Source organism: Hahella sp. CCB-MM4, from assembly GCF_002260525.1.
GTDB lineage: Bacteria > Pseudomonadota > Gammaproteobacteria > Pseudomonadales > Oleiphilaceae > Hahella.
Genome location: NZ_MRYI01000001.1, coordinates 298,378 through 324,189, shown reverse-complemented (window position 1 = coordinate 324,189; position 25,812 = coordinate 298,378). Strand labels below are relative to the sequence as shown.

Sequence of the window (25,812 nt, the reverse complement as noted above, 5' to 3'; positions counted from 1 at the left end):
GATATAGGGAAATTATTCAGATAAAAATATGGGCGGGTATGGTTGGGATTAAGGAAAGCAGCGACCGGTAGTTAAGTACCGATCGCCCTGAAGATCAGGCATCTGCCAGATTGTTATCTGTTTCAGCGTTTTCGGCTTCACGTTTGGCGATGGCCTTGGCAATCAGATGATTGAACAGGCTTCTCGCGCTATAGGTGATTCCAAACAACACCAGTGCAGCGGCTATCGTTGACTCGATTGGGGCTTCCAATAACATAGTGAACTCCTGATTTAACTTAAGAAAACTATGATTAGTTCACTGCAACCATCGAACTAATCACAGGCTTCTTCAGTGTTCCGGATGTGCTGTCTGTCAGCGACAAAGGATGTCAGGAGCTGGAGCGCGCTGTTAAATGCCTTGTTTAAAATTGTCTGTATAAGCTTGAGGTCATCTGTTCATAAAGGTGAACAGATGTACGAAAAAGCGGACGCAGAATAACCAACCTTTGTATGCTTGGCAACCAGACCAATTGTTAACCATTGCAAACTCAGGCTTGTCAGGGGAATGAATTTGTTAGCTGACATATTGTTTTTATTGAAAAAATTGATAGGCGGATGGATTAAGCCACTGCCTTTTTCTTTATTTCTGTTCATGTTGGGATTCCTGCTGCTATGGCGAGGTCGAAAACGGGCTGGCCTCAGATTGACGGCAACCGGGCTGGTGATTGTCTTGCTGTGCAGTAACGGTCTCTTTGCAAGGCAGTTGGTGATGCCGTTGGAGAGCCAATATCCGGCATATGACTCACAACCGGTGGATTATGTACTCGTGCTTGGCAATTATCACCGTTCCGCCAAAGGGATACCGGTGACGAGTGTATTGGAGGGCGACAGTATGTATCGCCTGACAGAGGGCCTTCGTATTGCAAGGCTGAATCCTGAGGCGACATTGATTCTTTCAGGCTATGCATTTGAAGACCCCGTATCCAATGCGGAAGCTTATCGGCAGGTTGCGTTGGCATTGGGCATCAATAATGGGCGGATTAAGCTGATGGAACAGACGAAAGATACGGGAGAAGAACTGGAAACGGTGGCCGGGATGGTTGGGAATCGTCCGCTGGCGCTGGTGACTTCTGCCTATCATATGCCCCGCAGTATGGCGCTGGCATCAAAGCAACAGTTGAACGTGGTTGCCGCTCCGGCCGCCCATAAGAATAAGCCCGGAGTACGTAGTTGGCTGATGGATTTTATTCCCAGTCCATCGGCTCTCGAATTAAGTCATATGGCAATCCACGAATACATGGGGTTGATCTGGTATCGAATGACAGGACGGCTGTAGGTGCAGTTGCTTTCTTTTGTAATAGCTCAAGCCTGACCTAAAGCAGTATCCATGGTATCAGTATTTGCAATCCAGGCTTCTGGTCAGCGCGTAGAAAAACCTATGAAATCTGATTCCTACGCGGCTCCAGGCTATCCATAGTCAGACAAGCTATGTTATAAAAACCGTGCCGTGATTACTCAGTCTCCTGACAAGGTATGGCATTGCGGTCCTTGGGAGGAGGTAAATAACTTTATAACGGAAGCTATTATGAAACTGATGAAGAGTACTCTGTTGGTGGTTGCCGCCAGCACCGTTTTGAGCATTGCAACAACTGCCTCTGCTGGAGATGCAGCAGCAGGTAAGGCAAAGTCTGCCGTTTGTGCAGCATGTCATGGGGCTAATGGTAAGGCGACGATTCCAACTTATCCGAATCTGGCCGGTCAAAATGAAATGTATATTGTGGAAGCATTAAAAGCTTACCGTGCGAAGAATCGTACTGGCGGACAGGCGGTGATCATGCAGGGACAGGCAGCAGCTCTGTCTGATGATGATATTGCCAACCTGGCAGCCTACTTCTCTAGTCTGTAAGCCGTCCAGACTGTCAGCAGACCCGTCTGTAAAGGCGTGGGATGCGGGAGCCGGCCTTCACTGGGCTGGCTCCACAATCGTGATGTCTTGATTAATTATCGTGAGCTAGTGATTAATTCAGAGATCTCTCTCTACACCACCCGATAGCTGGGAACATATTCGGTTCCGGGCAGTTTCATCCTTCCCTGTTTCACAAATGACGTCAGCAGCGCATTGAAGGGTTTGATCAGATCCGGATTTCCACTGATCTCAAACGGCCCGTGTTGGGCGATCTGACGGACGCCTTCTTCTTTCACATTCCCCGCCACGATACCGGAAAACGCACAGCGCAGATTGGCTGCGAGCTCATGGATCGGCTGGTCATAATGCAGTTTAAGTGACCTCATGGTGTCATGAGTCGGCATGAAGGGACGCTGAAATTCCGGGGCGATTTTCAGGTTCCAGTTGTAGTAATAAGCATCACTGGTGGTTTTACGGTAGTAGGTAACGTCCTGCAGGCCTTTTTTCATGTTCAATGCCACTAGCTCCGGGTCATCGATAATAATCTGATAACGCTTCTGAGCTGTTTTACCCAGCGTCAGGCCGATGAATTCATCGATCTGGCCAAAATACTCCTCATTGTCTTTGGACCCTGTAAATATCAGCGGAAATGGCAGATGATCATTTGCCGGGTTAGTGAGGACTCCGAGGATATAGAGAATTTCCTCGGCTGTTCCCACACCACCGGGAAATACCACAATGCCGTGTCCCATACGAACAAAGGCTTCCAGACGCTTTTCGATGTCCGGCAGTATCACCAGCTCATTCACGATGGGATTGGGTGACTCTGCAGCAATGATGCCGGGCTCAGAGACGCCAACGTAGCGGCCACTGCGGATACGCTGTTTGGCGTGAGCGATGGCGGCTCCCTTCATCGGGCCTTTCATAGCGCCGGGTCCACAACCGGTACAGATATCCATGCCACGCAAACCAAGGGAGTGTCCGACCACTTTGGTGTAGTCATATTCATCCCGGCTGATAGAGTGGCCTCCCCAGCAAACCACCAGGTTAGGGTAGCGGCGCGGAACCAGGACACCCGCGTTACGCAGCAGGTGAAAGATAAAGTTGGTAATGCCGTCGCCATTTTCCAGATTAAAAATGGCGTTGTGTGACATGACGTTGCCGGTGTAAAGAATATCCCTCAGTACAGCGTAGAGGTGCGATTGGATTCCCTTGATCATCTGTCCGTCTACAAAGGCAGAGCCGGGAGCATTCATGACTTCCAGTTTGATACCCCGGGCCTGACCGATCAGCTCAATATCAAAATTGGCGTTCTCGCTGAGCATGGCCTCAGGATCGTCGGATTCGTTGCCGCAATTCAAAACGGCCAGTGCACATTGGCGGAATAGCTTATACAGGCCTTTCTGGCCTTTATCCATCAGCAGTTTAACTTCGTGTTGTGAGACCAGGTCGAGGCTGCCTTCCGGGGCAATGCGTGCAGTAATTTTTTCACTCATAGGATAGGGACTTCCTTTTTTACTATGCTTTCTACAGTTATAACGGGACTGACATCAGTCTACAACGGGGTTGTTATCAGTTTACAACCCTGGCGGGGCTGTGGCTGTTGGGCTTCAGTCGTGTTCCCGGCAGACGATCTTTGATGCCTGTGTCTGCATCCTGTTGCCGGAGCGCAATTACGGGTACACTATGCACCCCTTTTTTGCGGCACTTGGGGCTTGAATCTGCCCCAAGTAGAATGTCGCCGGAAAAGGCTTTGTATGTTCGATTAGGCTCCTTATGAAATTTCTCGTCAAACTTTTTCCTGAAATTACCATTAAAAGTCGTCCGGTCCGTAAACAGCTGGTGAAACAGCTGCGGGTCAATATCCGCAGGGTTCTGCGCCAATTCGATGAACAGTTGGAAGTAGAGGGCACCTGGGACAAGATCGAGGTGAACCTGCCAAATATCGGCGACCATCCTGAACAGGCCATAGAGGCTATGCAGAGAGTCAGCGGCATTGCTCATTTTATGGTGGTTCGGGAATATCCGTTACAGGATATTCATGACATCTATCTGAAAACCAAGGCGTTGCACGAAGCCGCATTGGAAGGCAAAAAGTTTGTCGTGAGAGTGAAGCGTGCCGGCGTGCATGATTTTACCTCCATCGATGTGGAGCGCTATGTCGGGGGCGGTCTCAGACAGCATACCAACGCCTTGGGAGTGGATCTCAAGAATCCTGATATGGTGGTGCAGGTTGAGGTTCGCGATCAAAAAGTCTTTATTGTCGAGCGTCGATATGAGGGGCTGGGTGGATATCCTATTGGCATGCTGGATCCGGTCTTGTCATTGATTTCTGGTGGTTACGACTCTAGTGTCGCGAGTTACCTGACGATGCGGCGGGGCATGCGGACACATTTCTGTTTCTTCAATCTTGGTGGGGCAGCCCATGAGGTAGGGGTAAAACAGGCGGCTCTCTATCTATGGGAGCAATATGGCAGCAATCAGCGGGTTAAATTTGTCACCGTGCCTTTCGAGGATGTGGTGGGAGAGATTCTGACCAAAGTGCACCATTCCAATATGGGGGTTGTGCTCAAACGGATGATGTTACGGGCTGCGGAAGCGGTGGCCAGAAAGTACAAACTATCTGCCTTGGTGACTGGAGAATGCGTGGCCCAGGTTTCCAGCCAGACTCTGACCAACCTTAATGTGATCGACAGTGTTGCGGATATGCTGGTGCTGCGTCCTCTGATTACCACCGACAAACCGGACATTATTCGGATCGCTGGTGAAATCGGTATGGAGGAGTTTGCCCGCAACATGCCGGAGTACTGTGGGGTGATTTCGGATCGGCCAACCACGAAGGCGCGCCCACACCGGATTGAAAACGATGAAAACCGCTTTGACATGGCTGTTCTGGAAAAAGCCATAGAGGACATGCGGGTTCTAAATATTGACGAAATCCTGCAGACGGTGACAACGGTCAATGATGTCCAGGTCGTTGATACGCCTGCACGTGATGATGTGGTGGTCGATATCCGGCATCCAAATGAGCAGGAAAAGGCTCCACTTCATCTGACCAATAACCGGATACTCTCAATACCTTTCTATGAATTGTCCTCCCGTAAGGATGAATTGACCGGTGCTCCGCGTTACCTGCTGTATTGTGACAAGGGAGTCATGAGCCAGTTGCATGCCAGCCATATGGCGGAAGACGGGGAACGGGAAATCCTGGTATACCGGCCGCAGGAATAATCTCTGCGGCCATTACGTTAGTCTGATGCGGACGATTAGTATTCGTAGACTTCAAACCCGTCCGCCGTCAGGCTGTATCCTGCCTCTGCCAGTTCACTGCTGACAGTACCCACCTTGATGGTTCCCGTGATCCAGAATGCGTCATAGATCATGTCGACAGGGAGCTTCTCGCCTCCTTTTACGTAAACAATTTGATTGGAAGGGGGCGGAGGAACGTGGATACAGGCTCCCATATAGGGCACCAGCAAAAATTCTGTGATGCCATTTTCGTCCCCCTCCAGAGGGACCGCAAACCCCGCCAGCCGAATCTTCTGTTTATCCAGACTATCCACTACCGGAGCAAGGGTGGGGGATTTGAAGTCCGGGCTGATCTGATCATGGGTAACGGTGCCGTTCAATGTCTGTTGAGGAGCGTCGGCAGGAATCAAATCTTTCCATTCAACCGTCTTGTAAGATGCCGCCTGTAATAGGGGAGAGAAGAGCATCACGACAAGGCACAGAATTAAGTTGAAGCTTTTTAACATAGAGGCTCCGGTGATAACGGGATACTTGGGTTAAGAATTTATAGTTGCTGATTATGTTATGTTATAACATAATTGATTCGCATTGTAACTCATCACATGTCTCAAGGATACGCTCATGAAGCACGGTCTATTATCTCTTATTTCCACGATTGTGATTACTAACTCACCGGGTTCGCTGGCAGCTGAATTTGAACAGCATGGAGCTCATGAACATGGTTCGGCCAGATTGAATGTGGCCTTGGATGGCTCTGCGTTATATCTGGAGTTGGAGTCTCCTGCGGTTAACATTGTTGGATTTGAGCATGCGCCGGTGAAGGATGAGGAAAAATTACAGCTTGATCGGGCACGGGTTCAGCTACAGAATCCTGAAAGCCTGTTTCTTCTCCCTGATAATGCTGAATGTCAGCTTGTGGAAGTTGATGTTGATTCTTCTCTGTTTTCCGGCGCGGTAGAGCATCATCACGCTGATTCAGCGGAAGAACATGACCATGAGAAGGATAAGGATAAGGATAAGGATAAGGATAAGGAGAAGGGGCATGAAGATGAGCATGAAAATGACAAGGGGCATGCTGATATCCATGCTGTCTATCATTTTGAATGTTCAAAGCCGCAGCAGCTAAGTCACCTGGAGCTAAAACTGTTCAGCACTTTTCCCCAAACCAGGGATATCGATGCCCAGGTGATCAGTCCCCGGGGACAAACCCAGCAGGAGTTATCGCCTGCCAATACAAAGATCGAGCTTTGATGAGTGCCATGGAACTTGATATTGCCAACGGGGATGCCACACCGGGTCTGGCTCACACCCCAACTAACACATCTCTATTGGTGTCCCTGCGGAATGTCCGGTTCAATTGGCCCGGTCAGGAGCATGATGTACTGAACATCGAAGAATTTTTTCTCAGGGAGGGGGAGCGGGTTTTCCTGCAGGGCGCCAGTGGGTCGGGGAAAACCACACTTCTGAGTCTGCTGGGAGGTGTCATTTCACCCCAGAGCGGCACAATCCGAATACTGGATAAGGACGTTACGGGGATGGGACATGCCGCCAGGGACAAGTTCCGAGCCGACCATATCGGCTTTGTCTTTCAACAATTCAACCTGATTCCCTATCTGTCACTGGTGGATAACGTCACATTGCCTTGCCGATTTTCCAGACTACGCAGGGATAGAGCAGTGTCGAAGGCCGCAACTGTGGATGCCGAGGCCGGCCGCCTGCTGGAACATCTGGGGCTGGATGTGAGTGTGCTGGGCTCTCGTCCTGTTACCGATCTAAGTGTTGGCCAGCAGCAGCGTGTGGCCGTTGCCCGGGCACTGATTGGGAGTCCGGAGCTGATCATTGCGGATGAGCCGACTTCTGCCCTGGATGTGGAGGCACGGTTTGCCTTTCTCGACTTGCTGTTCCGGGAAGTGAAGGAAAGCGGTGCAACGCTGTTGTTTGTCAGTCATGATCCGGCGCTGCAAAGCCGGTTTGAACGCAGTGTCCGATTGTCGGAAATCAACAGTGCCAGTTGTCATATGGGGGAAGGGATATGAATACATTGCTGAAACCAAAGCGATTGAGGATGAGCGGATCATGTCCATATATGGCTTAACCCTTCGCAGTCTCTGGAACCGCAAAACCACAGTCATTCTCACGTTGGTCTCCATCGCTTTGTCTGTCACTCTGCTGTTGGGAGTGGAGCACATTCGGCGGGAAGCCAAGGCCAGTTTTGCCAACACCATCTCGGGAACGGATCTTATTGTGGGGGCACGCAGTGGTTCAGTGCAGTTACTGATGTATTCGGTATTTCACATTGGAAACGCCACCAACAATATTGGTTGGAGCAGCTATCAGGATATTGCTCAATCGCCGCAGGTTGCATGGACGATTCCCCTGTCCCTGGGAGACTCTCACCGAGGGTATCGGGTGTTGGGAACGAATCAGGACTTTTTTCGCTATTTTCATTATGGCAAGAAACAGGCACTGCTTTTTGATACGGGGAAACCCTTTGAAGGAGTATACGAAGCCGTTCTGGGTGCCGAAGTGGCCGAAAAACTGGGCTATAAAGTAGGCGATCAGATTGTGATTGCCCATGGTGGCGGCAAGGTCAGCTTTGCCATGCACGACGACAAACCATTTTCCGTCGTCGGCATTCTGAAACCTACAGGGACTCCGGTAGATCGAACGGTCCATGTTGGTTTGAAAGGAATCGAGGCGATTCATATCGGATGGAAGGAGACCGGTCGAAGTACGGTATCGGCAGATGAGGCTATGGAATACGATCTGCAGCCCAAACTGATTACCGCCGCGCTGGTGGGCCTGAAGTCAAAAATCGGTGTCTTTACCATGCAGAGGCAGGTCAATGAATATCGAAAAGAACCTCTGCTGGCAATTCTGCCGGGAGTTGCCCTGCAGGAGCTCTGGGGGCTCATGGGAACGGCTGAATATGCACTGTTGGCTGTCTCTGGCTTCGTTGTCGTGACAGGGTTGCTGGGAATGCTGACGGTTATCTGGTCGGGGCTGAATGAGCGTAGACGGGAAATGGCCATACTGCGTTCGGTCGGTGCGCGCCCTTATCAGATTATGGGCCTGCTGATGGTTGAATCCGGTTTACTGGTGAGTTTGGGAGCCGGACTCGGAGTAGTGTTGCTGCTCCTGGTACTGTTGGTGGCCAGGCCGTTGATTTTGTCAGTGACCGGAATCCAGATAGGCCTTGATTTCCTGACGCTGGAAGATCTCTATATCCTGCTGGTGATATTCCTTGCCGGCTGCCTCATGGGCCTGGTGCCTGCGGCTAAAGCCTATCGGCTGTCAGTTGCCGATGGTATGACGGTCAGGGTTTGACCCAGCCTGCTGTGACCCCAGGATTTCCGATACCCGTGGCGGAATCCTGGTTTCAGTGGCAACGGCTATTGACTCTGGTTGAACATTGCCCGATCCTTGCGGCTTCTTGAGATCTTATCCGTTTCTCTGTGGAATATTGCCAACTAATTTTTGGAACATTGCCAACTAAATTGTGGAACGTTGCTAACTATGTCAGCTGCTAATCTTCCGTCTCCAACGGTCAAACCGGCCAACCCCAACTTTTCTTCAGGTCCCTGCAGTAAACGTCCGGGGTATTCCCTGGCGAATCTGCGAACCGAGACTTTAGGTCGCTCCCACCGCTCTTCCGTCGGCGAAGAAGCATTGAGAAGGGCTTGTGAGGACACCGCCCGGATTCTTGGCCTGCCTGAGGGGTATCGCGTGGGCATCGTGCCTGCTTCCGATACCGGGGCGATGGAAATGGCAATGTGGTCAATGCTGGGTGAAAGGCCGGTGGACATCTTTGCGTGGGAATCCTTCGGCAAGGAGTGGGTGAACGATATAACCACTCAGCTGCGTCTGGATAACGTCAGTCTGCATCAAGCCGAATATGGCAAGCTGCCGGACTTTAGTCAGGCGAATCCAGAGCACGATATCGTGTTTACCTGGAACGGTACGACTTCGGGCGTCAAAGTCCTGAATGCTGATTGGATCAGCGATGATCGTCAGGGAATTGCCATCTGCGATGCCACATCTGCGGTATTTGCCATGGAGATGCCCTGGGAAAAGCTCGATGTGGTGACATTCAGCTGGCAGAAGGTACTGGGTGGTGAAGGTGCTCACGGAGTGCTGATCCTGAGTCCTCGTGCAGTGGCACGTCTGGAAAGCTACACGCCGCCCTGGCCGATGCCCAAGATCTTTCGTCTGACCAAAGGCGGTAAGCTGAACGAAGGTATTTTCAAAGGCTCTACCATAAATACTCCGTCCATGCTGTGTGTGGAAGACTATCTGGACGCTCTGGATTGGGTGGATTCTCTGGGAGGGCTAGAAGCCTGTATTGGTAAATCCCAGAGGAATCTCGCGGTTATTCAGGAATTCGTTGAAAGCCATGAATGGATTAGATTCCTGGCGGAAGCTGAGGGCACGGTGTCCAATACCAGCGTGTGCCTGATCCTGGATCTTTCTCCTGATCAGGTAAAACAGATGGTGAAACTCCTGGAGCAAGAATCTGTCGCCTACGATATCGGTTCTTATCGCGATGCCCCTCCCGGCCTGCGTATCTGGTGTGGCAGCACGGTAGAGGAATCTGATCTGCAAGCGCTGATGCCATGGATTGAGTGGGCTTACCAGCAGGTCAAGGCAGCCTGACCGACCGCGTTCTACCGTCCATGACCACAGTTCTACCGTCCATGACCACAGTCCGGACTGAAATGGTCCGGGTTTAACTGGTCCAGGTTCATTAGAAGGCCGTGTATCGCACGGCCTTTTCTTTGTGCAAACTTTGCCCCTTCGCTAATGCCTGCAATAATGACTAGACTAGTATGCATCTGGTTTATGTCTCCGCCGTCCCCCAGACAAAATTACCAAAGAATGCGACCGGTGCCTAACTCATGGAAATATGGGCAATCCGTCTGCCCACAGACCCTAACAATCAGGGAGATGTGGTTTGCGAAAAATAATATCCAAAGGCCTTCACTACTCCATCAAAGTCCATTTGTCGACGGCGTTTGTATTGACACTACTGGCTTTCGGAGTGGTGTTGGGATGGTTTCATTACCAAAAGCTGACAGATTTACTGGTGGCATCCAGTGAGCAGCTGTCGGATCGTATTGCTGATGAGGTGATCAGCGACTTCAATATCAGTCACAGTGCTACCGCCAACATCGTCGAGCTGTTAGCGCTATCGCCGTTAATGGAAACCTCTTCACTGAGTGATCGGTTTAGTCATCTACCCTCACTGGCGCTTGCCCTGGATACCCATAAAGATGTCGTTGCATTGCAGGTGGGTTATGAAAGTGGCGAATACTTTATCGTCAGAAAGATCAACTCTGAGACGATGCGGCAACGTTTCTCCGCGCCGAAAGAAGCGGTATATATCGTCGATAATATAGAAGCCTTGGGCGAAGAAAGATTTCTGGAAAGGTTTTTCTTTGATGCTCAGCTATTGCAGCTGGACTACCTGAGCCTGGGGACCACTGATTACGATCCCCGTGTACGGCCATGGTTCAAAATGGCAATGGAGAACGATTCGGTCAGTACCAGTGCGCCTTATTTTTTCTATTTCATTGGCGAGGTTGGGGTAACGGTCGTTCGAGCCAGTGAATTTAAACAGCATGTCTTTGGGGCGGACATCGCCGTGAGTGCTCTTAGTGAATCGTTAAAGGAAAATCCTATTTCGCCGTCGTCGGAAATGTTCATTGTGACTGATGACGGTGGTGTTGTCGCCAGTCGACGGGACTATCGTCCGACCTCTAAGGATGAATCAACCCCTGGAATCCTGGCCTTTAAAGAAGTAAAGCAGCCTGTTGTGCAGGATTATCTGGCATGGAAAGCCGCAAATCTGGATGTTGCCAATGCTGATGGGGAGGTTGCAGGAGGATTGGATTTCAGCCAGGTTTTCACCTCCCAGGGAGAAAACTGGCTGGCGGTCGTCAGGCCGGTTTCATTGCCCGGTATGAACGCAAGTCTGCTGGTTTTGACTCCGGAGCGGGAACTGTTGGCGGAAGCCTATGCGATTCGTAATCAGTCGGTGATGATTACCTCGCTGATAGTGCTCTTGTCTATTCCTCTAGCGCTGGTGATTGCTCACTATATTGCAGAGCCCCTGCGTATGCTGGCGGCAGAGACCCAACGAATCAACCGATTTGATTACAGTTCCGGAATCGAATTGAAATCCATGATCAGGGAAATTCATGAACTGGCTTCAGGCATGGATATCATGAAGAAAACGATTGCCCGGTTTACTGATTTAATTCGATCGGTCTCTGCGGAAAAGGACTTTTTGCCCCTTTTGGCCAGAGTAACTTCTGAGACGATGCATGTGAGTCAGGCCGATGGCGCTGTTATCTATCTGATGAACGATGAAGGGACAGCCCTGGAACCCAGGAGCCTGCAGAACAAAGAGGGTGCCTGTGAAATCGGTCAGTTACCGCGGTTGATGTTAAGCCTGAAAAAACACCCATTTGTGGCGGGTACCAATGATGACCGGGTACGGGTAATCAAGGTTAATGATGAGCTGCATCAGGACGACCCGACGTGCAGCTATTTGCGTGAGCTGCTGAATACCACGGAAGCGGACATCGTGTTGATCCCCCTGAAGAATCGCCAGAAACAGAAAATAGGACTATTGTGCCTGCTGTTTGATACCCGTTTCGAGGAAGGCCAAATCATTACCGAAGACGCTCGAATTGCGTTTGTTAACGCTCTTTCAGGATTCAGTGCAATTACTATCGAAAGCAGTTATCTGCTAAATGCCCAGAAAGCTCTGCTGGAATCATTCATGAAACTGATAGCAGGAGCTATCGATGAAAAATCTCCCTATACAGGAGGTCATTGCCAAAGGGTTCCCGAGCTTACCAAAATGCTGGCACGCGCTGCCTGTACCGCGTCTGAAGGGCCTTTTGCCCGATTTAATCTCAACGCAGAACAGTGGGAAGAACTCCATATCGCTGCCTGGATGCATGATTGCGGTAAAGTCACCACGCCCGAATATGTGGTGGATAAAGCGACGAAACTGGAAACCATCTACGATCGCATCCATGAAGTTAGAATGCGGTTTGAAGTCATCAAACAGATGGAAGCGGTCAAAACCTGGAAACATATTGCAGAAGGCGGTGACAAGGATGCAGCTTTGCAGAGCCTGCAACGTGTCTGGAAGTCCATCGATGATGATTGGAAATTTATTGCTGAGTGCAACAAAGGCTCAGAAGGCCTGTCGGAGCAGAACGCGGAACGCTTGCGGAAGATTGCGGAAAGAACCTGGACCAGAACCCTGGATGACCGCCTGGGGATTTCCTGGGAAGAGGTGAAGAGGCGGCAGGGAACACCAGAGGAGTCACTACCGGTGGAAGAAAAGCTGCTGGATAACAAATTGCATCATGTGATTCCCTGGCGACGGGGAGAGCGGCTGTCAGAAGACAACCCCTGGGGATTCAAAATGGAGGTGCCGGATGTCAAATATGACCGGGGTGAGTTGCACAATCTCCTCATACAACGCGGCACACTGACGGATGAAGAGCGGTTTATCATCAACAATCATATCGTCCAGACCATCATTATGTTGAAGTCGCTGCCGTTTCCGAGACATCTGCAGCAAGTTCCTGAGATCGCCGGTGGTCATCATGAGAAGATGGATGGCTCGGGCTATCCCAGACGTCTGTCCAAAGATGAAATGCCTGTGACAGCCAGGATGATGGCGATTGCGGATATCTTTGAGGCACTGACCGCTTCAGATCGGCCGTATAAGGAGCCCAAATCGCTCAGTGAATCGCTGAATATCATGAGCCGTATGAGACAGGGTCAGCATATTGATCCGGAAGTGTTCGAACTCTTTCTGCGATCGGGCGTATATTTGGAGTATGCACGGCGTTTTCTGAACCCTGATCAGATTGATGCTGTGGATATTGACGCTCTTCTGGAATCTGAAACCCCTGCTTGAGACTTATACTCCTGGGAGACTTATACTCCTGCTTGAAACCGGGGTGATACACGGACAATGAATACCAACGACATGCCTCATGAATCATTTCGAAATTTTGCCGAGTTTTATCCTTTCTATCTAAGCCAGCACCAGGACAAGACCTGCCGCCGCTTACATTTTGTGGGGACCTGTCTTGTGATTGCGCTGTTCATATATGCTGTTGTGACTCTTCAGCCCGCCTGGTTACTGCTGATGCCTTTGGCCGGATACGGTTTTGCCTGGATCGGACATTTTTTCTTTGAAAAAAATCAGCCGGCGACCTTTCAGCATCCTTTGTGGAGCCTGATTGGAGATTTCCGAATGTTCAAGGACATCATGATTGGAAAGGTTCCCTGGTGACCTTTTGCAGTCTAATGAGACTTTTCCTGTGAAGTACTGAGCGCTTTTCCAACCTGCCGATTGACGTCCTTCAGAGGGCTGGTTATAAGCTGTAAGACTTGGGGGAAAACCCAAAAAACAAAAAGGGGAGAACCCCCTGAAAATAAAAATAGAATAAACAACAAAACCAGAATAAGCACTGAAACAAGCAAGGCAGTCTCAATGGATAGCAAAGGAATCAGCACGATTCTGGTCATGGTGGCAGTGAGTGTCATGATGGCCGGGTGCGATAATGGCGGTGTTCCAAGAGCCTCGATAGATAAGTCTACTGTCGTCATCAATTCCCTTTCGGCCGAAAATGAGGTGATGGAAAGGGACATCAGTTTTTTTAATGTCACTTTCACTGCCCGGGACAGTTTATCGGGCTCTGACTATGATGTTACCTGGCGTGTTGTGGATGCCAGTGGCCTTCCTGTTACCTCCTGGACATCCTCTAATGCATTTGGCGGTCAGGCGTCAGAAAGCCCTGCCTGCTTTGGCGTGGAGTATGTTGCCACTCCTGCCCCTGCAGCAACACCAGATCCGGATTCGACTGCTCCGACCACGCGACAGGTCGCGTTCCTGGCCCCGCCGGTCAACGATGATACAACGTTGACGGTTGAAGTAGCGGTTTCTGCTGACGAAGGGGTGGAAGAAGAAAACATTGTGACGGCAACCAAGCGATTCGACATTTTGGTGAAGGCATTTCCTGATGCCGGTACCCTGGTGATTGCAGATGGAAATCTGAATACCTGCGTGACGAATGCCATTAATGCCTGTCCGGATGGTACCGAATACGATGATTTGGGGATATATCAGCTCAGCTGTGAAACCACGGTGAATTCTCTGTCAGGAGTGCAGGCTCTATCCAGAATGCAGGCGCTGTCGCTGACTCAACTGGATGCCGCCGACCTGACTCCCATCGACGCTCTGACGAATATGAGGCAGCTGGAGCTGTCCGGGGCGACGGACCAGACCAGCTACGCCGGCTTGGGGATGATGGGCAACCTTAATGATCTCCGCTTGAATCTCGATATCTCCACTCCGGGAGCTTTTGCCCTGGCGGATCTTCAACCGATTCTGGCCAACCTTGATAATCTTGAGCTTTGTGTTGCTGATCTGGCTGATATCAGTCTGTTGCCTGAAGCCGTTAACCTATCTTCGTTGACCATCTGCGACACGGGTGATGATGGTATTGAGGATGCGTCCTTTATCGGCCAACTGACTCAAATGACCAGCCTGACCTACAACAAGGGCCGTAGTAATTCTGACGATGCGGAGCTGGTCATAGACTTCAGTATTTTTCAGCCTCTGCACTTGCTGAGAACATTGACCGCAACCAGCCAGTTACCTACGGCGACAGAGCGTGGTGCAGATCTGTCTCCGTTGTCTGATCTGAACGTTTTGGAAAATCTGACGATTAATGCTGCCCAGGTTGGGAGTCTCACTCCTCTCGCAACCTTGTCTGATTTAACGACATTGGATTTATCGACAAATTATATTGTTGATGTCAGCCCTTTGGGTGACCTGACGACGCTGGAGAATTTATACCTCTCCCATAACCGGATACCTGACGATATTTCCGCACTGGAGACCCTCCAGCGGCTGAAGATACTGGATTTGGAAGATAACGGCGTTATTGATATCTCTGCAATCGGGGAAATGCGCCAACTCCGTACCCTCGATCTGGAAACTAATCAGCTGACCAGTGTTTCGGCGCTAAACGGGCTCAGCCGCTTAACCAGTATCAATGTCAGCGATAATCCGTCCTTGGGGAGTTTGAGTATTCTGAGGACTACCGGGGTCACTACGCTGGAAGTGCGTAGTCTTGGATTGACCAGTGATTCTTTCGTTGCGCTGTTGAATGATCTGGTGACTCTGGATATCAGTGACAACCAGCTGCTTTCAGGCGTTTCCAATATTGTTTCCAATGAGACATTAACCACCCTGACCCTGGATGAATGTGTGTTCAATAGTGCCTCCTCCGGCGAGCAGGATGCACTCAATGCACTGAATCTGACAAAAGTCGGTTGTTGATTTTCGTTATACATGTAAAAAAAATCGTCCTCGGTGACGGGTTTCGGGATATTTCCGACGCTTGTACAAGGTAGACCAGTAATTATTGATTCCTGCTCCGGATTGTCCGTTCCGGTAAGGAGAAACAGGTGCCTTTATCGAGTCGTTTCCATTGGATGATGCATACCCTCTTGGGGTACAAAGTCCCTGCGGTACAGCAGTCTGCTGTTGCTGCAGGAGGGTTCTGTACCTGGCCTTTCTCCCAGGTGCGCGATCCGGTTAAAACTTTAATTTGTACCCATACGGATACCAGCGGCGGTATTTGCGAGATGCTGGCGGCAAAGTGGCTGGAATCCCACGCAAATAACGGCTCTATCGTTAACTGGATTATGGATGGATCGGGTACCCGGATTGATCCGGATAAAATCCGTCAGTTAATGCAATGGTTTGCGGTGGGAGTCACCATGCGCTCGGGAGGCATGAACGAGCGTGCCAATGAAGGAGCCATGGACCAAAGTCAGGCAACTGAACAATGGTTACGTAGCCATGGCGTTGTCAGGCGTCGCCGAATTACCGGTGGTCTGCCACTGATGGGCGGCGGGTATTTCCACGCTCCACGGGTTTCTACTGGAAGCCGTGGACGCCAGTCACGCTCTGATTTCTCCGGCGATATTGCCCATGGCATCACCAGCAGTACCGGTTCCTACAAGATGATTGGGATCGCCGGTCCTCACTTCGCCCACGCGATGGCGGCGTGGAGCGACCAGGATGTCAGCTTCTTTGATCCCAATTTTGGGGAGTTCTGGTTTGCCCGCCCTGCGGACTTTCATGCATGGTTTCCCCGTTTCTGGCAATTGGCAGGCTATGCCATGCCTTTGTTGGGGTTGAGTGAGTCCTTTACTATCGACGAATACGGTCCGACCGCCTGATCTGGTAGAAACAGGCGTGTCTGACTGGCTTGGGATCAGCTTTTCGAAATATAGAGATTCCGTACGGCCATATTGAAGGCTTCCACGCAAGCCGGATCAAACAGAGTGCCGTTGCAGGAATTCACATGCCTGACTGCTTCAAAGAGGGATTTCTTGTAGGAGCGGTCTTCACGTTCGCTGGTGATATCAAAAAAAGCATCACAAAGCGCCAGAATTCGCGAGCCCACCGGAATATCTTCACCACTTAAGTTGTAAGGATAACCGCTGCCGTCATAGGCTTCATGGTGATGGAGAATAATATTGGCGGCTTCATGCCAGCGACTCATTCTGTAAAGAATCTGGGCACTGGTGGCGACATGGGCAGATAAAATTTTCTGTTCCTCTCTGGACAGATCCTCGCTGTTTTTATTCATCAGCGTGGGAGGAATGAACGCCATTCCCAGATCATGAAGTAATACGGCCACTTCGAGTTGGCTGGGGTCAACAATCATGCCCAACTCCCGATTAACCTCATCGCAGAGTTCAAGTTCTTTGGAAGTCCTGTCCTTACGGTAGATGCTCAACTGGTCTATTTGCCGGGAAAGGAAGCGGAAAAATTCAATGTCATCATCACGTCCGAGCAGGAAGTGACTTGGCATGCCGCTGGGAGCGCTGGTCTCGGCAACTTCGCTTGCCGGGCCGGCCATAAGAGTGTCCAGGGCTTCGTCAATTACCTTGTTCACATTGCCCGGGGTTGCTTCGCGCACTTTCTGGATAACTTTCAAGAGCGACTGCTGTAGATCGCCGTCAGCCTCCTGATCGCTGGAAAGTTGGCCGATGAGGGTCTCTACGTAACCGATGATACTCATGAAGAAAACCCCAAACATCGGTTGGTAGGGAAGCTCGCCATTCCTCATTTCCGAGACGATTTCTTCCAGCTCATGAATGACATCAACCATTGGGTCGAGAAAAACCATCCGGCAATTGCCCTTGAGCGAATGCATGCTGCGGAACAGTTCATTGATCTGTTCCGGGGAGACATCGTGTTCCAATCCCTGCACAGTTTGCTCAATTTCTTCCACATTCTCCTGAAAACAGGCAACGAACTCATTGATCAGGTCTTTTTCCAGTTCGACGAATTGCGGGCAGGTTATTTTGGTCATCGTAGCTCCCGGATCAACAGTCCAAGTCGGGTTTCATCATCCTGGTCACTGGATGAGGCTGGTGAGTTGAAGACAACAATAACTTAAGTATAGACGTAGTATTTGAATCTTCAGTGTCTGGTGAAAGAGGGGAAGCGATTGGGTTTTTGTCAGCAAGACTAACCCTTCAGGCCGCAATCAGCTTTCCCGGCCGGAGTATGGGGGTACTGCCCGGTGCCCATTGCCCTGGGGCAACGGGCTACGCGGTATGATCAGTTAATCCTGGTAAAAGTCGTTGAGAGATTCACGCAAACGCTTGCTTTCCATGTAGTCTTCAATGGCTCTGCGGGTTTTCAGGCGGCGTTTGGCGCTGTCCTTTTCTTTGGATTTTTTGTCCCCTACATGAATATCAAACAGGCTTTCGATAAGTTCTTCGTTGGCGGAGTTCAAATGAGATGTGTTTTGCATGGACTTCCCCTGACCAGTTCCACAGTGTGGGACTAATGTAATTGTTGTTTTTGAAACTACTGTGACAGTGACTGACACAGTCATCCTTATGGTGTTTGCAGCTTGCGGAGAAAGTGCAATCTGCCTTGCCAGGTTTACCGCTTGTCAGTATTTCGTGCGATGATTCCGGCCTGACCGGAAACCCCTACACCGCATGAAATTGAATTGTCTGACAAGGCTATTTTTTTATCACGATTAGCTCATGGCCTCAAGAGACAATGAACGTGGATAAGAGGTTTTGTCGTAAGGGATAGAAAGAGGCTGAGAAGTGTTCTCAGGGAGCAGGGAACGTGCCGGGTGACCTTAGTTGGGGACCAGAAATGAGAGAGATGACTTTTGCATCTGGCTTTGCAGCAGAACTGTCATGTCGACACTGTCCAGTGGTCTGGCAACAAGGAAGCCCTGTATGGTGTGGCAATCCAGGGACGTCAGGAAGTCCAGGTGTTCTTTCAGTTCTACCCCTTCGGCGATGACCTCAAGGTTCAAGCTGTTGGCCAGCAATATGATGGCCTTGGTGATAGAGGCATCGTCAGCATTCTGGTGGACATCGCTGATAAACATCCGGTCGATTTTCAAGGCACTGATCGGGAAGCGCTTCAGGTAAGCCAGTGAAGAGTAGCCGGTACCAAAGTCATCTATGGTAATGCTGATCCCCATATTACGGAGGCGATTGAGCATTGCCTGGGTATGACTGGCGTTTTCCATCAGGGCGCTCTCAGTCAATTCCAGATCCAGTTGGTCAGGGCTGAGTTCTGTGGATTTGAGAACGTCACGGACGACCAGGGGAAGATTGGCTTGCCTTAATTGATAAGCCGATACATTGACCGAGACCTTGATATTCCCCAGCCCCATGTCATTCCAGATGCGAGCCTGGGTGCAGGCTTTGTGCAGCACCTGTTCCCCGATTGCCATGATCAAACCGCTTTCTTCGGCAACAGGAACAAAATCGGCGGGGGGGATCATACCCAGTTCCGGGTGCCGCCAACGGACCAGTGCCTCAGCGCCGGTGATAAAGCCGCTTTGCAGGGAAACCTTGGGTTGGTAATAGACTTCAAGCTGTTCACGCTGAACAGCCTTGCGAAGCTCTGATTCCATGCTCAGGCGGCGACTGGATATGTTCTGCAGCATGCGGCTGTAGAATTCGTAAGTGTTGCCGCCGAGATATTTGGCCTGGCGAACGGCCGTATTGGCTTGTTGCATCAGGGACTGAATCTCACGTCCGTTGTCGGGTGCCTGGGTGATCCCTATGGAGGTTGAGATAAAGTACTCCTGGGCGTCGACCTGATAAGGCGCCTTCAGGGAATCCAGTAAGAGTTCGCAGAACTTGGCCACCTGGACCCGGTTCTTGGCTGTCATGATAATGGCGAACTCATCACTGCCTAATCGAGCGACGGTATCTGCGTCTTGGGAGTTGTCGGAGATACGCAAGGCAATCTGTTTGAGCAGCTCATCACCGAGATCGTGTCCCAAGCTCTCATTGATCTGCCTGAAACGGTCAACATCAATAATCAGCAGAGCCACCTTGTCGCCGTGTTCGCGCATTTGCCTCAGGCGTTTGTGCAGGCGGTCCTTGAACAATACCCGGTTGGCGAGGCCGGTGAGATCATCGTAGTTGAGCAGATAGTGAAGCTTTTCATTGGTTTCTTTGCGTTCGGTAAGATCGGAGAACAGCCCTGCATAGTGGGAGATTTTGCCGTCATTGTCGGTAATTGCCTTCAAATGGAGCCATTGGCTGTAATAGTCCCCGTTTTTACGTTTTTCATAGAGTTCGCCCTGCCAGCTGCCTTTGAGGACCAGCTCATCCCGTATCAGCGAAAATACCTTTTCCTTGTTGGGGGTCTTGCTGAACTGCTCCAGGCTTCCACCGATAATTTCATCAGCGTGGTATCCGGTAATACGCTGAAAAGCATTATTCACCGTCAGGAAGCGAAGCTCGTTATCGAGTGCGAAAATACCCTCTGAGGTATTGTCGAATACCGACTTGGCCAGACGTAGCTGCTCTTCCCGTTTCTGGTCAAGGGTGATATCCCGGCGAGTGCCCAGTATCCTGGTGACTCGTCCTTTGCTATCGGTATTTACGACTTTGCCGCAATCCTCCACCCACATCCAGGTCTGGTCGTCGAGACGAATCCGGTATTGCAGGCGGCAGCGTTCAATAAGCCCTTTCACGCAATTGCTGATCTGGCGGGAGGCTTTTTCAAAATCATCTGGGTGGATCAGGTCGCGGACGCGTCTTAAGAATTCTGTGGCGGAGATTTCGCGGGGGCCGAATACAGGATGGAAATATGACTGATAAACGGAATCAGTGGGGATGTCCCAATCCCAGAGTGCCAGCCCTGTCGCTTCAATCGCCTGCGACAGTCTCGACTGGCTTTTCACCAGGGCATCACTGATATTCTTGCGTAGTTTAATTTGCTGGTTCAGTGCCCGGTTGGTCTCAGTCAGGGCCTCGGTGCGGTCTCGTATGGTGTTTTCCAGATCCTTCTGGATATCTCGAAGTTCGTACTCCACCATTTCCCGCTGTGCGATTTCATGGGCAAGCTTGGTATTGAGCTCATCAGCGGCGCTACGAGCATTTTCCTGATAATCGATGAGTTTCTGGAATTGAAGTTTCTGTATCAGGTAGCGCCCGGAGGACATAAACCAGAAAGCGGCCAGAGGGTAAACAAATCCACTGATAATAGCGGTCTGCGTCAGCAGCCGTGAGTCCATCAGGTCTCCGGCCAGAGCAGATGTGGCCAGCCACAACAGGGGGATCGTCATCAGCAGAACGAATGGGGTTAGCCAGATCCCCATAAGATAAGCCATCAGACTGGCGCCACCAAAACTCATCAGAGTAAGATTCTGTACCCAGCTGTCAGAAGTCGTATGGGCAGCATAGGCTGCAACGGGGCCGAAAGTAAGGACAATGGCTACCACGATACTGGTGAACAGTACATTCAGAGTCGCAATATTCTTGGGCAGGTTGGGGGAGTCATCTCCCAATCGATGAGGGATAAGGCGTCCAAGAAACATGACCAGGACGGCCTCGGCCATCGCCAGGAAAATGAATCCGACGGATTGCCCCAGTTTTCCCTGCCAGCCAAGAAGCCAAGTCAGACATAATGCAATGCCGACCAGGGATATGGCGGCATAGGTAGACATATGACTTACACGCAACAGCTGCTCACGGCGAATCTCCAATGACTTTGGACGCGCCATGGCCGACATGAGATGAAGGCTTTGTATCGACTTATCGATGTTGTGTTGGTGCATGTTTTAGTATAGTAATTCACTCCCTCGGGAGTACTGCTGCGCAATAGTGGTGGCCAGAAGGCCTTATAAAGGTTACAGCTAATCTCAGGTGCAACCCGTGCACCTTCCGTGGCAGACCTGAGAGTGGCCCGGTAGATGGGCATTCTGGACTAGGCCCAATCATATACCGCAGCAGCTTGTTATCGCCACCAGTACAGCAAATAAATCTTGAGATTTTGGTGGAAGTAGAGAGTGTAACCTTTTGTTATGTTTTGTAACCCGCCTCTTTATAACCTGATATGGTGGTAGGTACAAGTATCATTTTCAGGCGAAAAGCCTGGTCATTTGAAAAATCACCAATATAGAGGTAGATCAAACTATGGATGTCACCGCTGTGATTGATCCCCTGAACGACGCGCAACGCCAGGCGGTGACCTCCAGCGCGCGTAATTTACTGGTTCTCGCCGGTGCCGGTAGTGGCAAAACGCGAGTGCTGGTGCATCGTATGGCGTGGCTGGTGCAGGTGGACAACCTGAACCCCAATTCGATCCTGTCGGTCACATTTACCAACAAAGCCGCCAAAGAGATGCGCCATCGCGTCGAGAGTCTCTTTCATTTGCCGACCCGCGGTATGTGGATTGGTACATTTCACAGTCTGGCTCACCGTTTATTGAGAGCCCATTGGCGTGAGGCAGGCTTGCCGGAAAGTTTTCAGGTCATTGATTCTGATGACCAGCAACGAATGGTAAAGCGGATCATCCGTCAAATGGGGCTGGATGAAGCCAAGTGGCCCGCCCGACAAGCTCAGTACTTTATCAACCAGCAAAAAGATGAAGGTATTCGCCCTGCAAACCTGGATCCAGGATCTGATCTGTGGCAGCAGACCATGGCGAAAGTTTACCAACTCTATAATGAGCAATGCCGACAGTCGGGGCTGGTGGATTTTGGCGAGCTCTTATTACGCTCCCATGAACTCTGGCTGCAAAAGCCGGATTTGCTCCAGCACTATCAACATCGGTTCCGTCATATTCTGGTGGATGAGTTCCAGGATACCAATACGATTCAGTATGCCTGGCTTCGGGTGCTGGCGGGACAGCAGATCCCCTTAACCGTCGTAGGGGATGACGACCAGTCAATATATGGCTGGCGTGGTGCCAAGATCGAGAACATTCAGAAATTCCAGCAGGATCTGGCTCCGGTGGAATTGGTGCGCCTGGAGCAGAATTACCGTTCTACCGGCTCAATTCTGAAAGCAGCCAACCGGGTAATCTCCAACAATCCAAGCCGTCTTGGAAAAGAATTGTGGACGGACCAGGGGGATGGGGAGCAGATCGATTGCTATGCCGCTTTCAACGAACAGGATGAAGCGAACTACATCGTTGAGAGCCTTCAGCAGTGGGTTGATCAGGGCCGTTACCGTTCTGAGGTGGCTGTACTATATCGATCCAACGTCCAATCAAGGGTGTTGGAGGAAGCCTTGATTCGTCATGGGGTGCCTTATCGAATCTATGGCGGACTTCGATTTTACGATCGGCTGGAGGTAAAGAATGCTCTGGCGTATCTGCGTCTGGTGAGATATCCACACGATGATGCCGCGTTTGAACGAGTGGTTAATGTGCCGCCCCGGGGGATTGGTGCCAAATCGCTGGAAATGTTGCGTGAGATGGCGCAGCACATGAGTTCATCGCTATGGCAGGCAGCGCTGAGATTGGTGGAAACTGGAGATCTCAAAGGCAAGGCCCGGACAGGTCTGGAAGCAATGCTGGCGATGGTGAAAGATCTGCAGGCGTTTTCCACCGAGAACGGACTGCAGGAGCTGACCAAACAGATGCTGGACGCAACCGGCCTGCTTGAGTTTCATGCCAGTGAGAAAGGCGAAAAAGGTGAAGCCCGTAAAGAAAACCTTCTGGAAATGGTGAACGCGGTTGCTGAATACGAGCAGTCGGAAGACGAACCCTTAGCGGAATTTCTGGCCCAGGCTGCGCTGGACGCAGGAGAGCAGCAAGCCGAAGTGGACCAGGATGCGGTACAACTGATGACACTTCACTCTGCCAAAGGACTGGAGTTTCCGATGGTATTTCTGACCGGCATGGAAGAAGAGCTGTTTCCCCACGCGATGGCGATGGAAGAAGCCGGAAGGCTGGAAGAGGAACGCAGGCTCTGTTATGTGGGCATAACCCGGGCGATGGAAAAGCTGGTGCTGACTTTTGCCGAGAGTCGTCGGCTGTATGGGCAGGATAAATACCACAGCATTTCCCGCTTTGTACGTGAGATCCCCCCTGAGTTGTTACGGGAGGTCCGGTTGCGCTCGGTGGTCAGTAAACCGCTGTTTTGGGATCGTCAGCCGGGCGCTGCCTATGGTGGTGCCAGCGGTGGAACGGGAAGTGATCAACCACAGCTTGCACTTGGGCAGCGGGTTCGTCATGAAAGGTATGGGGAAGGTGTCGTGCTGAATTATGAAGGGCAGGGGCCACATGCCAGAATACAGGTGAATTTCGATGACGAGGGCAGTAAGTGGCTGATACTGTCATACGCTAAACTGCAGACCTTATAGCTGCCGTTAGGGAAGTAACTTTGTGTCACATTGGCCGGATATTTATCCGGCCTCTTCAAACTAACTATCCGGCTTCACAGTGTTCATCTGCGGGAAATTGAGGTTATACTTGCCACGCAAGGGTTTAGGTATAAAAAACAATCCCGGTCTTGCCCACAGAACCATAATACGTACCGGCAGTGGTTCATCTGTGGGAATCTGACAAGAATAATTAGAAGGAGAATTGCATGAAATTCCGTTACCTGATGTCGATTGTCGGCGCAGGCCTGCTTGGCAGCGCGCTGATTGGTTGTTCCCAGGAAAAGCAGGAAACTGCCCCCGCCAAAGTTGTTGAAGCTCCGGCACCGGAAACCATTCACTGGAAACTGGTAACCACCTGGCCGAAAAACTTTCCCGGTTTAGGTGAAGCCCCTGAGCATTTCGCACAAGAAGTCGACAAGATGAGTAATGGGCGGCTGAAGATCAAGGTCTATGGTGCAGGGGAGTTGGTACCTGCGCTGGAAGTGTTTGATGCCGTTTCACAAGGGACTGCAGAGGTAGGCCATGGCGCCGCCTATTATTGGAAAGGGAAAGTGCCCGCAGCACAGTTTTTTGCAACTGTACCCTTTGGCCTGAATGCTCAGGAACTGAATTCCTGGATTTCCTATGGTGGAGGTCTTGAGTTGTGGGAAGAGGTCTACGCACCCTTCGGCGTTATTCCAATGCTGGGAGGCAATACCGGAGTACAGATGGGGGGTTGGTTTAATAAAGAAATCAACTCACTGGAAGACCTGAAAGGCCTGAAGATGCGCATTCCAGGATTGGGTGGTGAAGTTCTGCAGCGCGCAGGAGGAACCCCGGTTCAGTTGCCCGGTGGTGAAATATTTACGGCGCTTCAGACCGGTACAATCGATGCGACAGAATGGGTTGGACCCTACAATGACCTGGCGTTCGGTCTCCATAAAGCGGCCAAGTACTACTATTATCCTGGCTGGCACGAACCCGGTACCGCGTTGGAATTCACCTTCAACAAGAAGGCGTTTGAAGCTCTGCCGACTGATCTTCAGGCCATCTTGAGAGTGGCTGCAAAATCGATCAACCAGGATATGCTGGATGAGTACACGGCTCGCAACAACACGGCTCTGGAAGAGCTGGTTAATAACCACGACATTGAAGTGAGACGCTTCCCTGATGAAGTGCTGGCGCAATTGAAAACAATTTCCAAGCAGACGGTGAAGGAAATTGCGGACAACGATCCTGCGGTCAAAAAGGTTTACGACTCGTTCGAGAAATTCCGCAGCAATGTTGAGAAGTACCACGAGATCTCAGAGAAGGCGTATATCAACGCTCGGTGATCAGCTGACGTAGTTGACATGTGTCGTCGATGAAAAAAAGCCCGCATAAGCGGGCTTTTTTGTATGCGGTATCCTTAACGGGACTTATTGGGTACCGGGCGAATTCTTCCTGTGGCATCGATAGCCACCAGGACAAATTTACCTTCTGTCACTTTCCGGGGGTGCTGGCTGGTTGAATCCCGGGTCCAGACTTCCACTTCAATATGAATAGAGCTGGTGCCGATCTCTTCTACCCGTGTATAGCAACTGACTTCCGCGCCGATTCGTACCGGCGATATGAAGTCCAGTTGTTTGATGGATACTGTAGCAGTGCGGCCCTCAGCCAGACGTCCGGCAGTACTTGAGGCCGCAAGATCCATTTGTGATACCAGCCAGCCAGCATGGATATCACCATTGCCGTTGGTATCTTTTTCAAGAGCAATCACCCGCAGGGAAAGTTCGCCCTTGGGCATTGCGCGGTCTGAAGTTGGCATGTCAATTACTCATTAAATGACAGGTTTTTCCTGCCTTGCTATTTGTTTTTGTGACTTAGGCTGTCTCACCGTTTGGCATCCATTAATACCACAGATTGTCGTAAAACCTGATGGATATTTGTAAAACAGTATAGTGATTTCATAAACGCGACGATATCAGCCATTTTTC

General features: G+C 50.8%; 21 protein-coding genes. 13 read left to right on the top strand and 8 right to left on the bottom strand.

All coding sequences use genetic code 11. The features are described 5' to 3' along the window. Positions 1 to 94: 94 nt before the first annotated feature. Entirely contained in the window at positions 95 to 256 is a 162-nt protein-coding gene (locus BTA51_RS30095; RefSeq protein ID WP_168188015.1) for a hypothetical protein, read from the bottom strand. 288 nt (positions 257 to 544) lie between these two features. Here BTA51_RS30095 and BTA51_RS01495 point away from each other — a divergent pair, with 288 nt between their 5' ends. Together BTA51_RS01495 and BTA51_RS01490 are read left to right on the top strand one after the other, a co-directional pair. Then, entirely contained in the window at positions 545 to 1,315 is a 771-nt protein-coding gene (locus BTA51_RS01495; protein WP_094705565.1) for an ElyC/SanA/YdcF family protein, read from the top strand. Positions 1,316 to 1,564: 249 nt separating this feature from the next. After that, positions 1,565 to 1,885 carry a cytochrome c gene (locus tag BTA51_RS01490; RefSeq protein ID WP_210404741.1) on the top strand — a complete coding sequence of 107 codons (321 nt, stop codon included), beginning with the start codon at positions 1,565 to 1,567 and terminating at the stop codon, positions 1,883 to 1,885. Positions 1,886 to 2,016: 131 nt separating this feature from the next. Here the strand turns inward: BTA51_RS01490 and ppnN are convergent, their stop codons facing one another. Then, on the bottom strand, positions 2,017 to 3,381 hold the full coding sequence (gene ppnN / locus BTA51_RS01485) for a nucleotide 5'-monophosphate nucleosidase PpnN (RefSeq protein ID WP_094705563.1): 1,365 nt from the start codon (positions 3,379 to 3,381) through the stop codon (positions 2,017 to 2,019). Positions 3,382 to 3,661: 280 nt separating this feature from the next. Here ppnN and thiI point away from each other — a divergent pair, with 280 nt between their 5' ends. After that, positions 3,662 to 5,116, top strand: a complete 1,455-nt coding sequence (gene thiI / locus BTA51_RS01480) for a tRNA uracil 4-sulfurtransferase ThiI (RefSeq protein WP_094705561.1) — start codon at positions 3,662 to 3,664, stop codon at positions 5,114 to 5,116. 35 nt (positions 5,117 to 5,151) lie between these two features. On the opposite strand, the gene BTA51_RS01475 is transcribed toward thiI, so the two are convergent. Next, entirely contained in the window at positions 5,152 to 5,640 is a 489-nt protein-coding gene (locus tag BTA51_RS01475; RefSeq protein WP_094705559.1) for a DUF3299 domain-containing protein, read from the bottom strand. A 115-nt stretch (positions 5,641 to 5,755) separates the two neighbouring features. Here BTA51_RS01475 and BTA51_RS01470 point away from each other — a divergent pair, with 115 nt between their 5' ends. The 4 genes from BTA51_RS01470 (at position 5,756) to BTA51_RS01455 (ending at position 9,787) form a co-directional block, all read left to right on the top strand. Then, positions 5,756 to 6,385, top strand: coding sequence for a DUF2796 domain-containing protein (locus tag BTA51_RS01470; protein ID WP_094705557.1), 630 nt, complete (start codon positions 5,756 to 5,758; stop codon positions 6,383 to 6,385). Between the two features lie 8 nt (positions 6,386 to 6,393). Further along, entirely contained in the window at positions 6,394 to 7,170 is a 777-nt protein-coding gene (locus tag BTA51_RS01465; RefSeq protein WP_094706026.1) for an ABC transporter ATP-binding protein, read from the top strand. Beyond that, positions 7,139 to 8,461, top strand: a complete 1,323-nt coding sequence (locus BTA51_RS01460) for an ABC transporter permease (RefSeq protein ID WP_371333166.1) — start codon at positions 7,139 to 7,141, stop codon at positions 8,459 to 8,461. The genes BTA51_RS01465 and BTA51_RS01460 overlap by 32 nt, the downstream gene beginning before the upstream one ends. A gap of 189 nt (positions 8,462 to 8,650) precedes the next feature. Beyond that, positions 8,651 to 9,787 carry a phosphoserine transaminase gene (locus tag BTA51_RS01455; RefSeq protein WP_094705555.1) on the top strand — a complete coding sequence of 379 codons (1,137 nt, stop codon included), beginning with the start codon at positions 8,651 to 8,653 and terminating at the stop codon, positions 9,785 to 9,787. 32 nt (positions 9,788 to 9,819) lie between these two features. Here BTA51_RS01455 and BTA51_RS30090 read toward each other — a convergent pair whose 3' ends face one another. Next, the gene (locus tag BTA51_RS30090) at positions 9,820 to 9,966 is read right to left on the bottom strand and encodes a hypothetical protein (protein WP_168188014.1); all 147 of its coding nucleotides are present in this window, start codon (positions 9,964 to 9,966) and stop codon (positions 9,820 to 9,822) included. A gap of 119 nt (positions 9,967 to 10,085) precedes the next feature. Here BTA51_RS30090 and BTA51_RS30610 point away from each other — a divergent pair, with 119 nt between their 5' ends. The 4 genes from BTA51_RS30610 (at position 10,086) to BTA51_RS01430 (ending at position 16,420) form a co-directional block, all read left to right on the top strand. Continuing rightward, a complete protein-coding gene (locus BTA51_RS30610; RefSeq protein ID WP_094705553.1) occupies positions 10,086 to 13,076 on the top strand; it encodes an HD domain-containing phosphohydrolase in 2,991 nt (996 codons plus the stop codon). 57 nt (positions 13,077 to 13,133) lie between these two features. Further along, positions 13,134 to 13,457 carry a DUF962 domain-containing protein gene (locus BTA51_RS01445; RefSeq protein WP_246840878.1) on the top strand — a complete coding sequence of 108 codons (324 nt, stop codon included), beginning with the start codon at positions 13,134 to 13,136 and terminating at the stop codon, positions 13,455 to 13,457. A gap of 201 nt (positions 13,458 to 13,658) precedes the next feature. Continuing rightward, positions 13,659 to 15,512 carry a leucine-rich repeat domain-containing protein gene (locus BTA51_RS01435; RefSeq protein WP_094705549.1) on the top strand — a complete coding sequence of 618 codons (1,854 nt, stop codon included), beginning with the start codon at positions 13,659 to 13,661 and terminating at the stop codon, positions 15,510 to 15,512. A gap of 128 nt (positions 15,513 to 15,640) precedes the next feature. Beyond that, positions 15,641 to 16,420, top strand: a complete 780-nt coding sequence (locus BTA51_RS01430) for a YopT-type cysteine protease domain-containing protein (protein WP_246840877.1) — start codon at positions 15,641 to 15,643, stop codon at positions 16,418 to 16,420. 35 nt (positions 16,421 to 16,455) lie between these two features. Here BTA51_RS01430 and BTA51_RS01425 read toward each other — a convergent pair whose 3' ends face one another. From BTA51_RS01425 to BTA51_RS01415, 3 genes are all read right to left on the bottom strand, one after another. Beyond that, positions 16,456 to 17,562 carry an HD domain-containing phosphohydrolase gene (locus BTA51_RS01425; RefSeq protein WP_094705547.1) on the bottom strand — a complete coding sequence of 369 codons (1,107 nt, stop codon included), beginning with the start codon at positions 17,560 to 17,562 and terminating at the stop codon, positions 16,456 to 16,458. A gap of 255 nt (positions 17,563 to 17,817) precedes the next feature. Beyond that, positions 17,818 to 18,009: a PA3496 family putative envelope integrity protein gene (locus tag BTA51_RS01420; RefSeq protein WP_094705545.1), complete on the bottom strand. Its 192-nt coding sequence runs from the start codon at positions 18,007 to 18,009 to the stop codon at positions 17,818 to 17,820. Between the two features lie 342 nt (positions 18,010 to 18,351). Next, positions 18,352 to 21,303 (bottom strand): GGDEF domain-containing phosphodiesterase, encoded by a 2,952-nt coding sequence (locus BTA51_RS01415; RefSeq protein ID WP_094705543.1) that lies wholly within the window; start codon positions 21,301 to 21,303, stop codon positions 18,352 to 18,354. A gap of 358 nt (positions 21,304 to 21,661) precedes the next feature. Here BTA51_RS01415 and uvrD point away from each other — a divergent pair, with 358 nt between their 5' ends. Together uvrD and BTA51_RS01405 are read left to right on the top strand one after the other, a co-directional pair. Beyond that, positions 21,662 to 23,836 carry a DNA helicase II gene (gene uvrD / locus BTA51_RS01410; RefSeq protein ID WP_094705541.1) on the top strand — a complete coding sequence of 725 codons (2,175 nt, stop codon included), beginning with the start codon at positions 21,662 to 21,664 and terminating at the stop codon, positions 23,834 to 23,836. 227 nt (positions 23,837 to 24,063) lie between these two features. Further along, a complete protein-coding gene (locus BTA51_RS01405) occupies positions 24,064 to 25,170 on the top strand; it encodes a TRAP transporter substrate-binding protein (protein ID WP_094705539.1) in 1,107 nt (368 codons plus the stop codon). 74 nt (positions 25,171 to 25,244) lie between these two features. On the opposite strand, the gene BTA51_RS01400 is transcribed toward BTA51_RS01405, so the two are convergent. After that, positions 25,245 to 25,643 (bottom strand): acyl-CoA thioesterase, encoded by a 399-nt coding sequence (locus BTA51_RS01400; RefSeq protein ID WP_094705537.1) that lies wholly within the window; start codon positions 25,641 to 25,643, stop codon positions 25,245 to 25,247. Positions 25,644 to 25,812: the final 169 nt, after the last annotated feature.

Coding starts and splice junctions, on each gene's coding strand:
- BTA51_RS30095 (WP_168188015.1), bottom strand. CDS start 256: ATGTTATTGGAAGCCCCAATCGAGTCAACGATAGCCGCTGCACTGGTG.
- ppnN (WP_094705563.1), bottom strand. CDS start 3,381: ATGAGTGAAAAAATTACTGCACGCATTGCCCCGGAAGGCAGCCTCGAC.
- BTA51_RS01445 (WP_246840878.1), top strand. CDS start 13,134: ATGAATACCAACGACATGCCTCATGAATCATTTCGAAATTTTGCCGAG.
- BTA51_RS01435 (WP_094705549.1), top strand. CDS start 13,659: ATGGATAGCAAAGGAATCAGCACGATTCTGGTCATGGTGGCAGTGAGT.
- BTA51_RS01405 (WP_094705539.1), top strand. CDS start 24,064: ATGAAATTCCGTTACCTGATGTCGATTGTCGGCGCAGGCCTGCTTGGC.
- BTA51_RS01490 (WP_210404741.1), top strand. CDS start 1,565: ATGAAACTGATGAAGAGTACTCTGTTGGTGGTTGCCGCCAGCACCGTT.
- BTA51_RS01400 (WP_094705537.1), bottom strand. CDS start 25,643: ATGCCAACTTCAGACCGCGCAATGCCCAAGGGCGAACTTTCCCTGCGG.
- thiI (WP_094705561.1), top strand. CDS start 3,662: ATGAAATTTCTCGTCAAACTTTTTCCTGAAATTACCATTAAAAGTCGT.
- uvrD (WP_094705541.1), top strand. CDS start 21,662: ATGGATGTCACCGCTGTGATTGATCCCCTGAACGACGCGCAACGCCAG.
- BTA51_RS01420 (WP_094705545.1), bottom strand. CDS start 18,009: ATGCAAAACACATCTCATTTGAACTCCGCCAACGAAGAACTTATCGAA.
- BTA51_RS01425 (WP_094705547.1), bottom strand. CDS start 17,562: ATGACCAAAATAACCTGCCCGCAATTCGTCGAACTGGAAAAAGACCTG.
- BTA51_RS01470 (WP_094705557.1), top strand. CDS start 5,756: ATGAAGCACGGTCTATTATCTCTTATTTCCACGATTGTGATTACTAAC.
- BTA51_RS01455 (WP_094705555.1), top strand. CDS start 8,651: ATGTCAGCTGCTAATCTTCCGTCTCCAACGGTCAAACCGGCCAACCCC.
- BTA51_RS30090 (WP_168188014.1), bottom strand. CDS start 9,966: ATGCATACTAGTCTAGTCATTATTGCAGGCATTAGCGAAGGGGCAAAG.
- BTA51_RS01495 (WP_094705565.1), top strand. CDS start 545: ATGAATTTGTTAGCTGACATATTGTTTTTATTGAAAAAATTGATAGGC.
- BTA51_RS01475 (WP_094705559.1), bottom strand. CDS start 5,640: ATGTTAAAAAGCTTCAACTTAATTCTGTGCCTTGTCGTGATGCTCTTC.
- BTA51_RS01465 (WP_094706026.1), top strand. CDS start 6,394: ATGGAACTTGATATTGCCAACGGGGATGCCACACCGGGTCTGGCTCAC.
- BTA51_RS01415 (WP_094705543.1), bottom strand. CDS start 21,303: ATGCACCAACACAACATCGATAAGTCGATACAAAGCCTTCATCTCATG.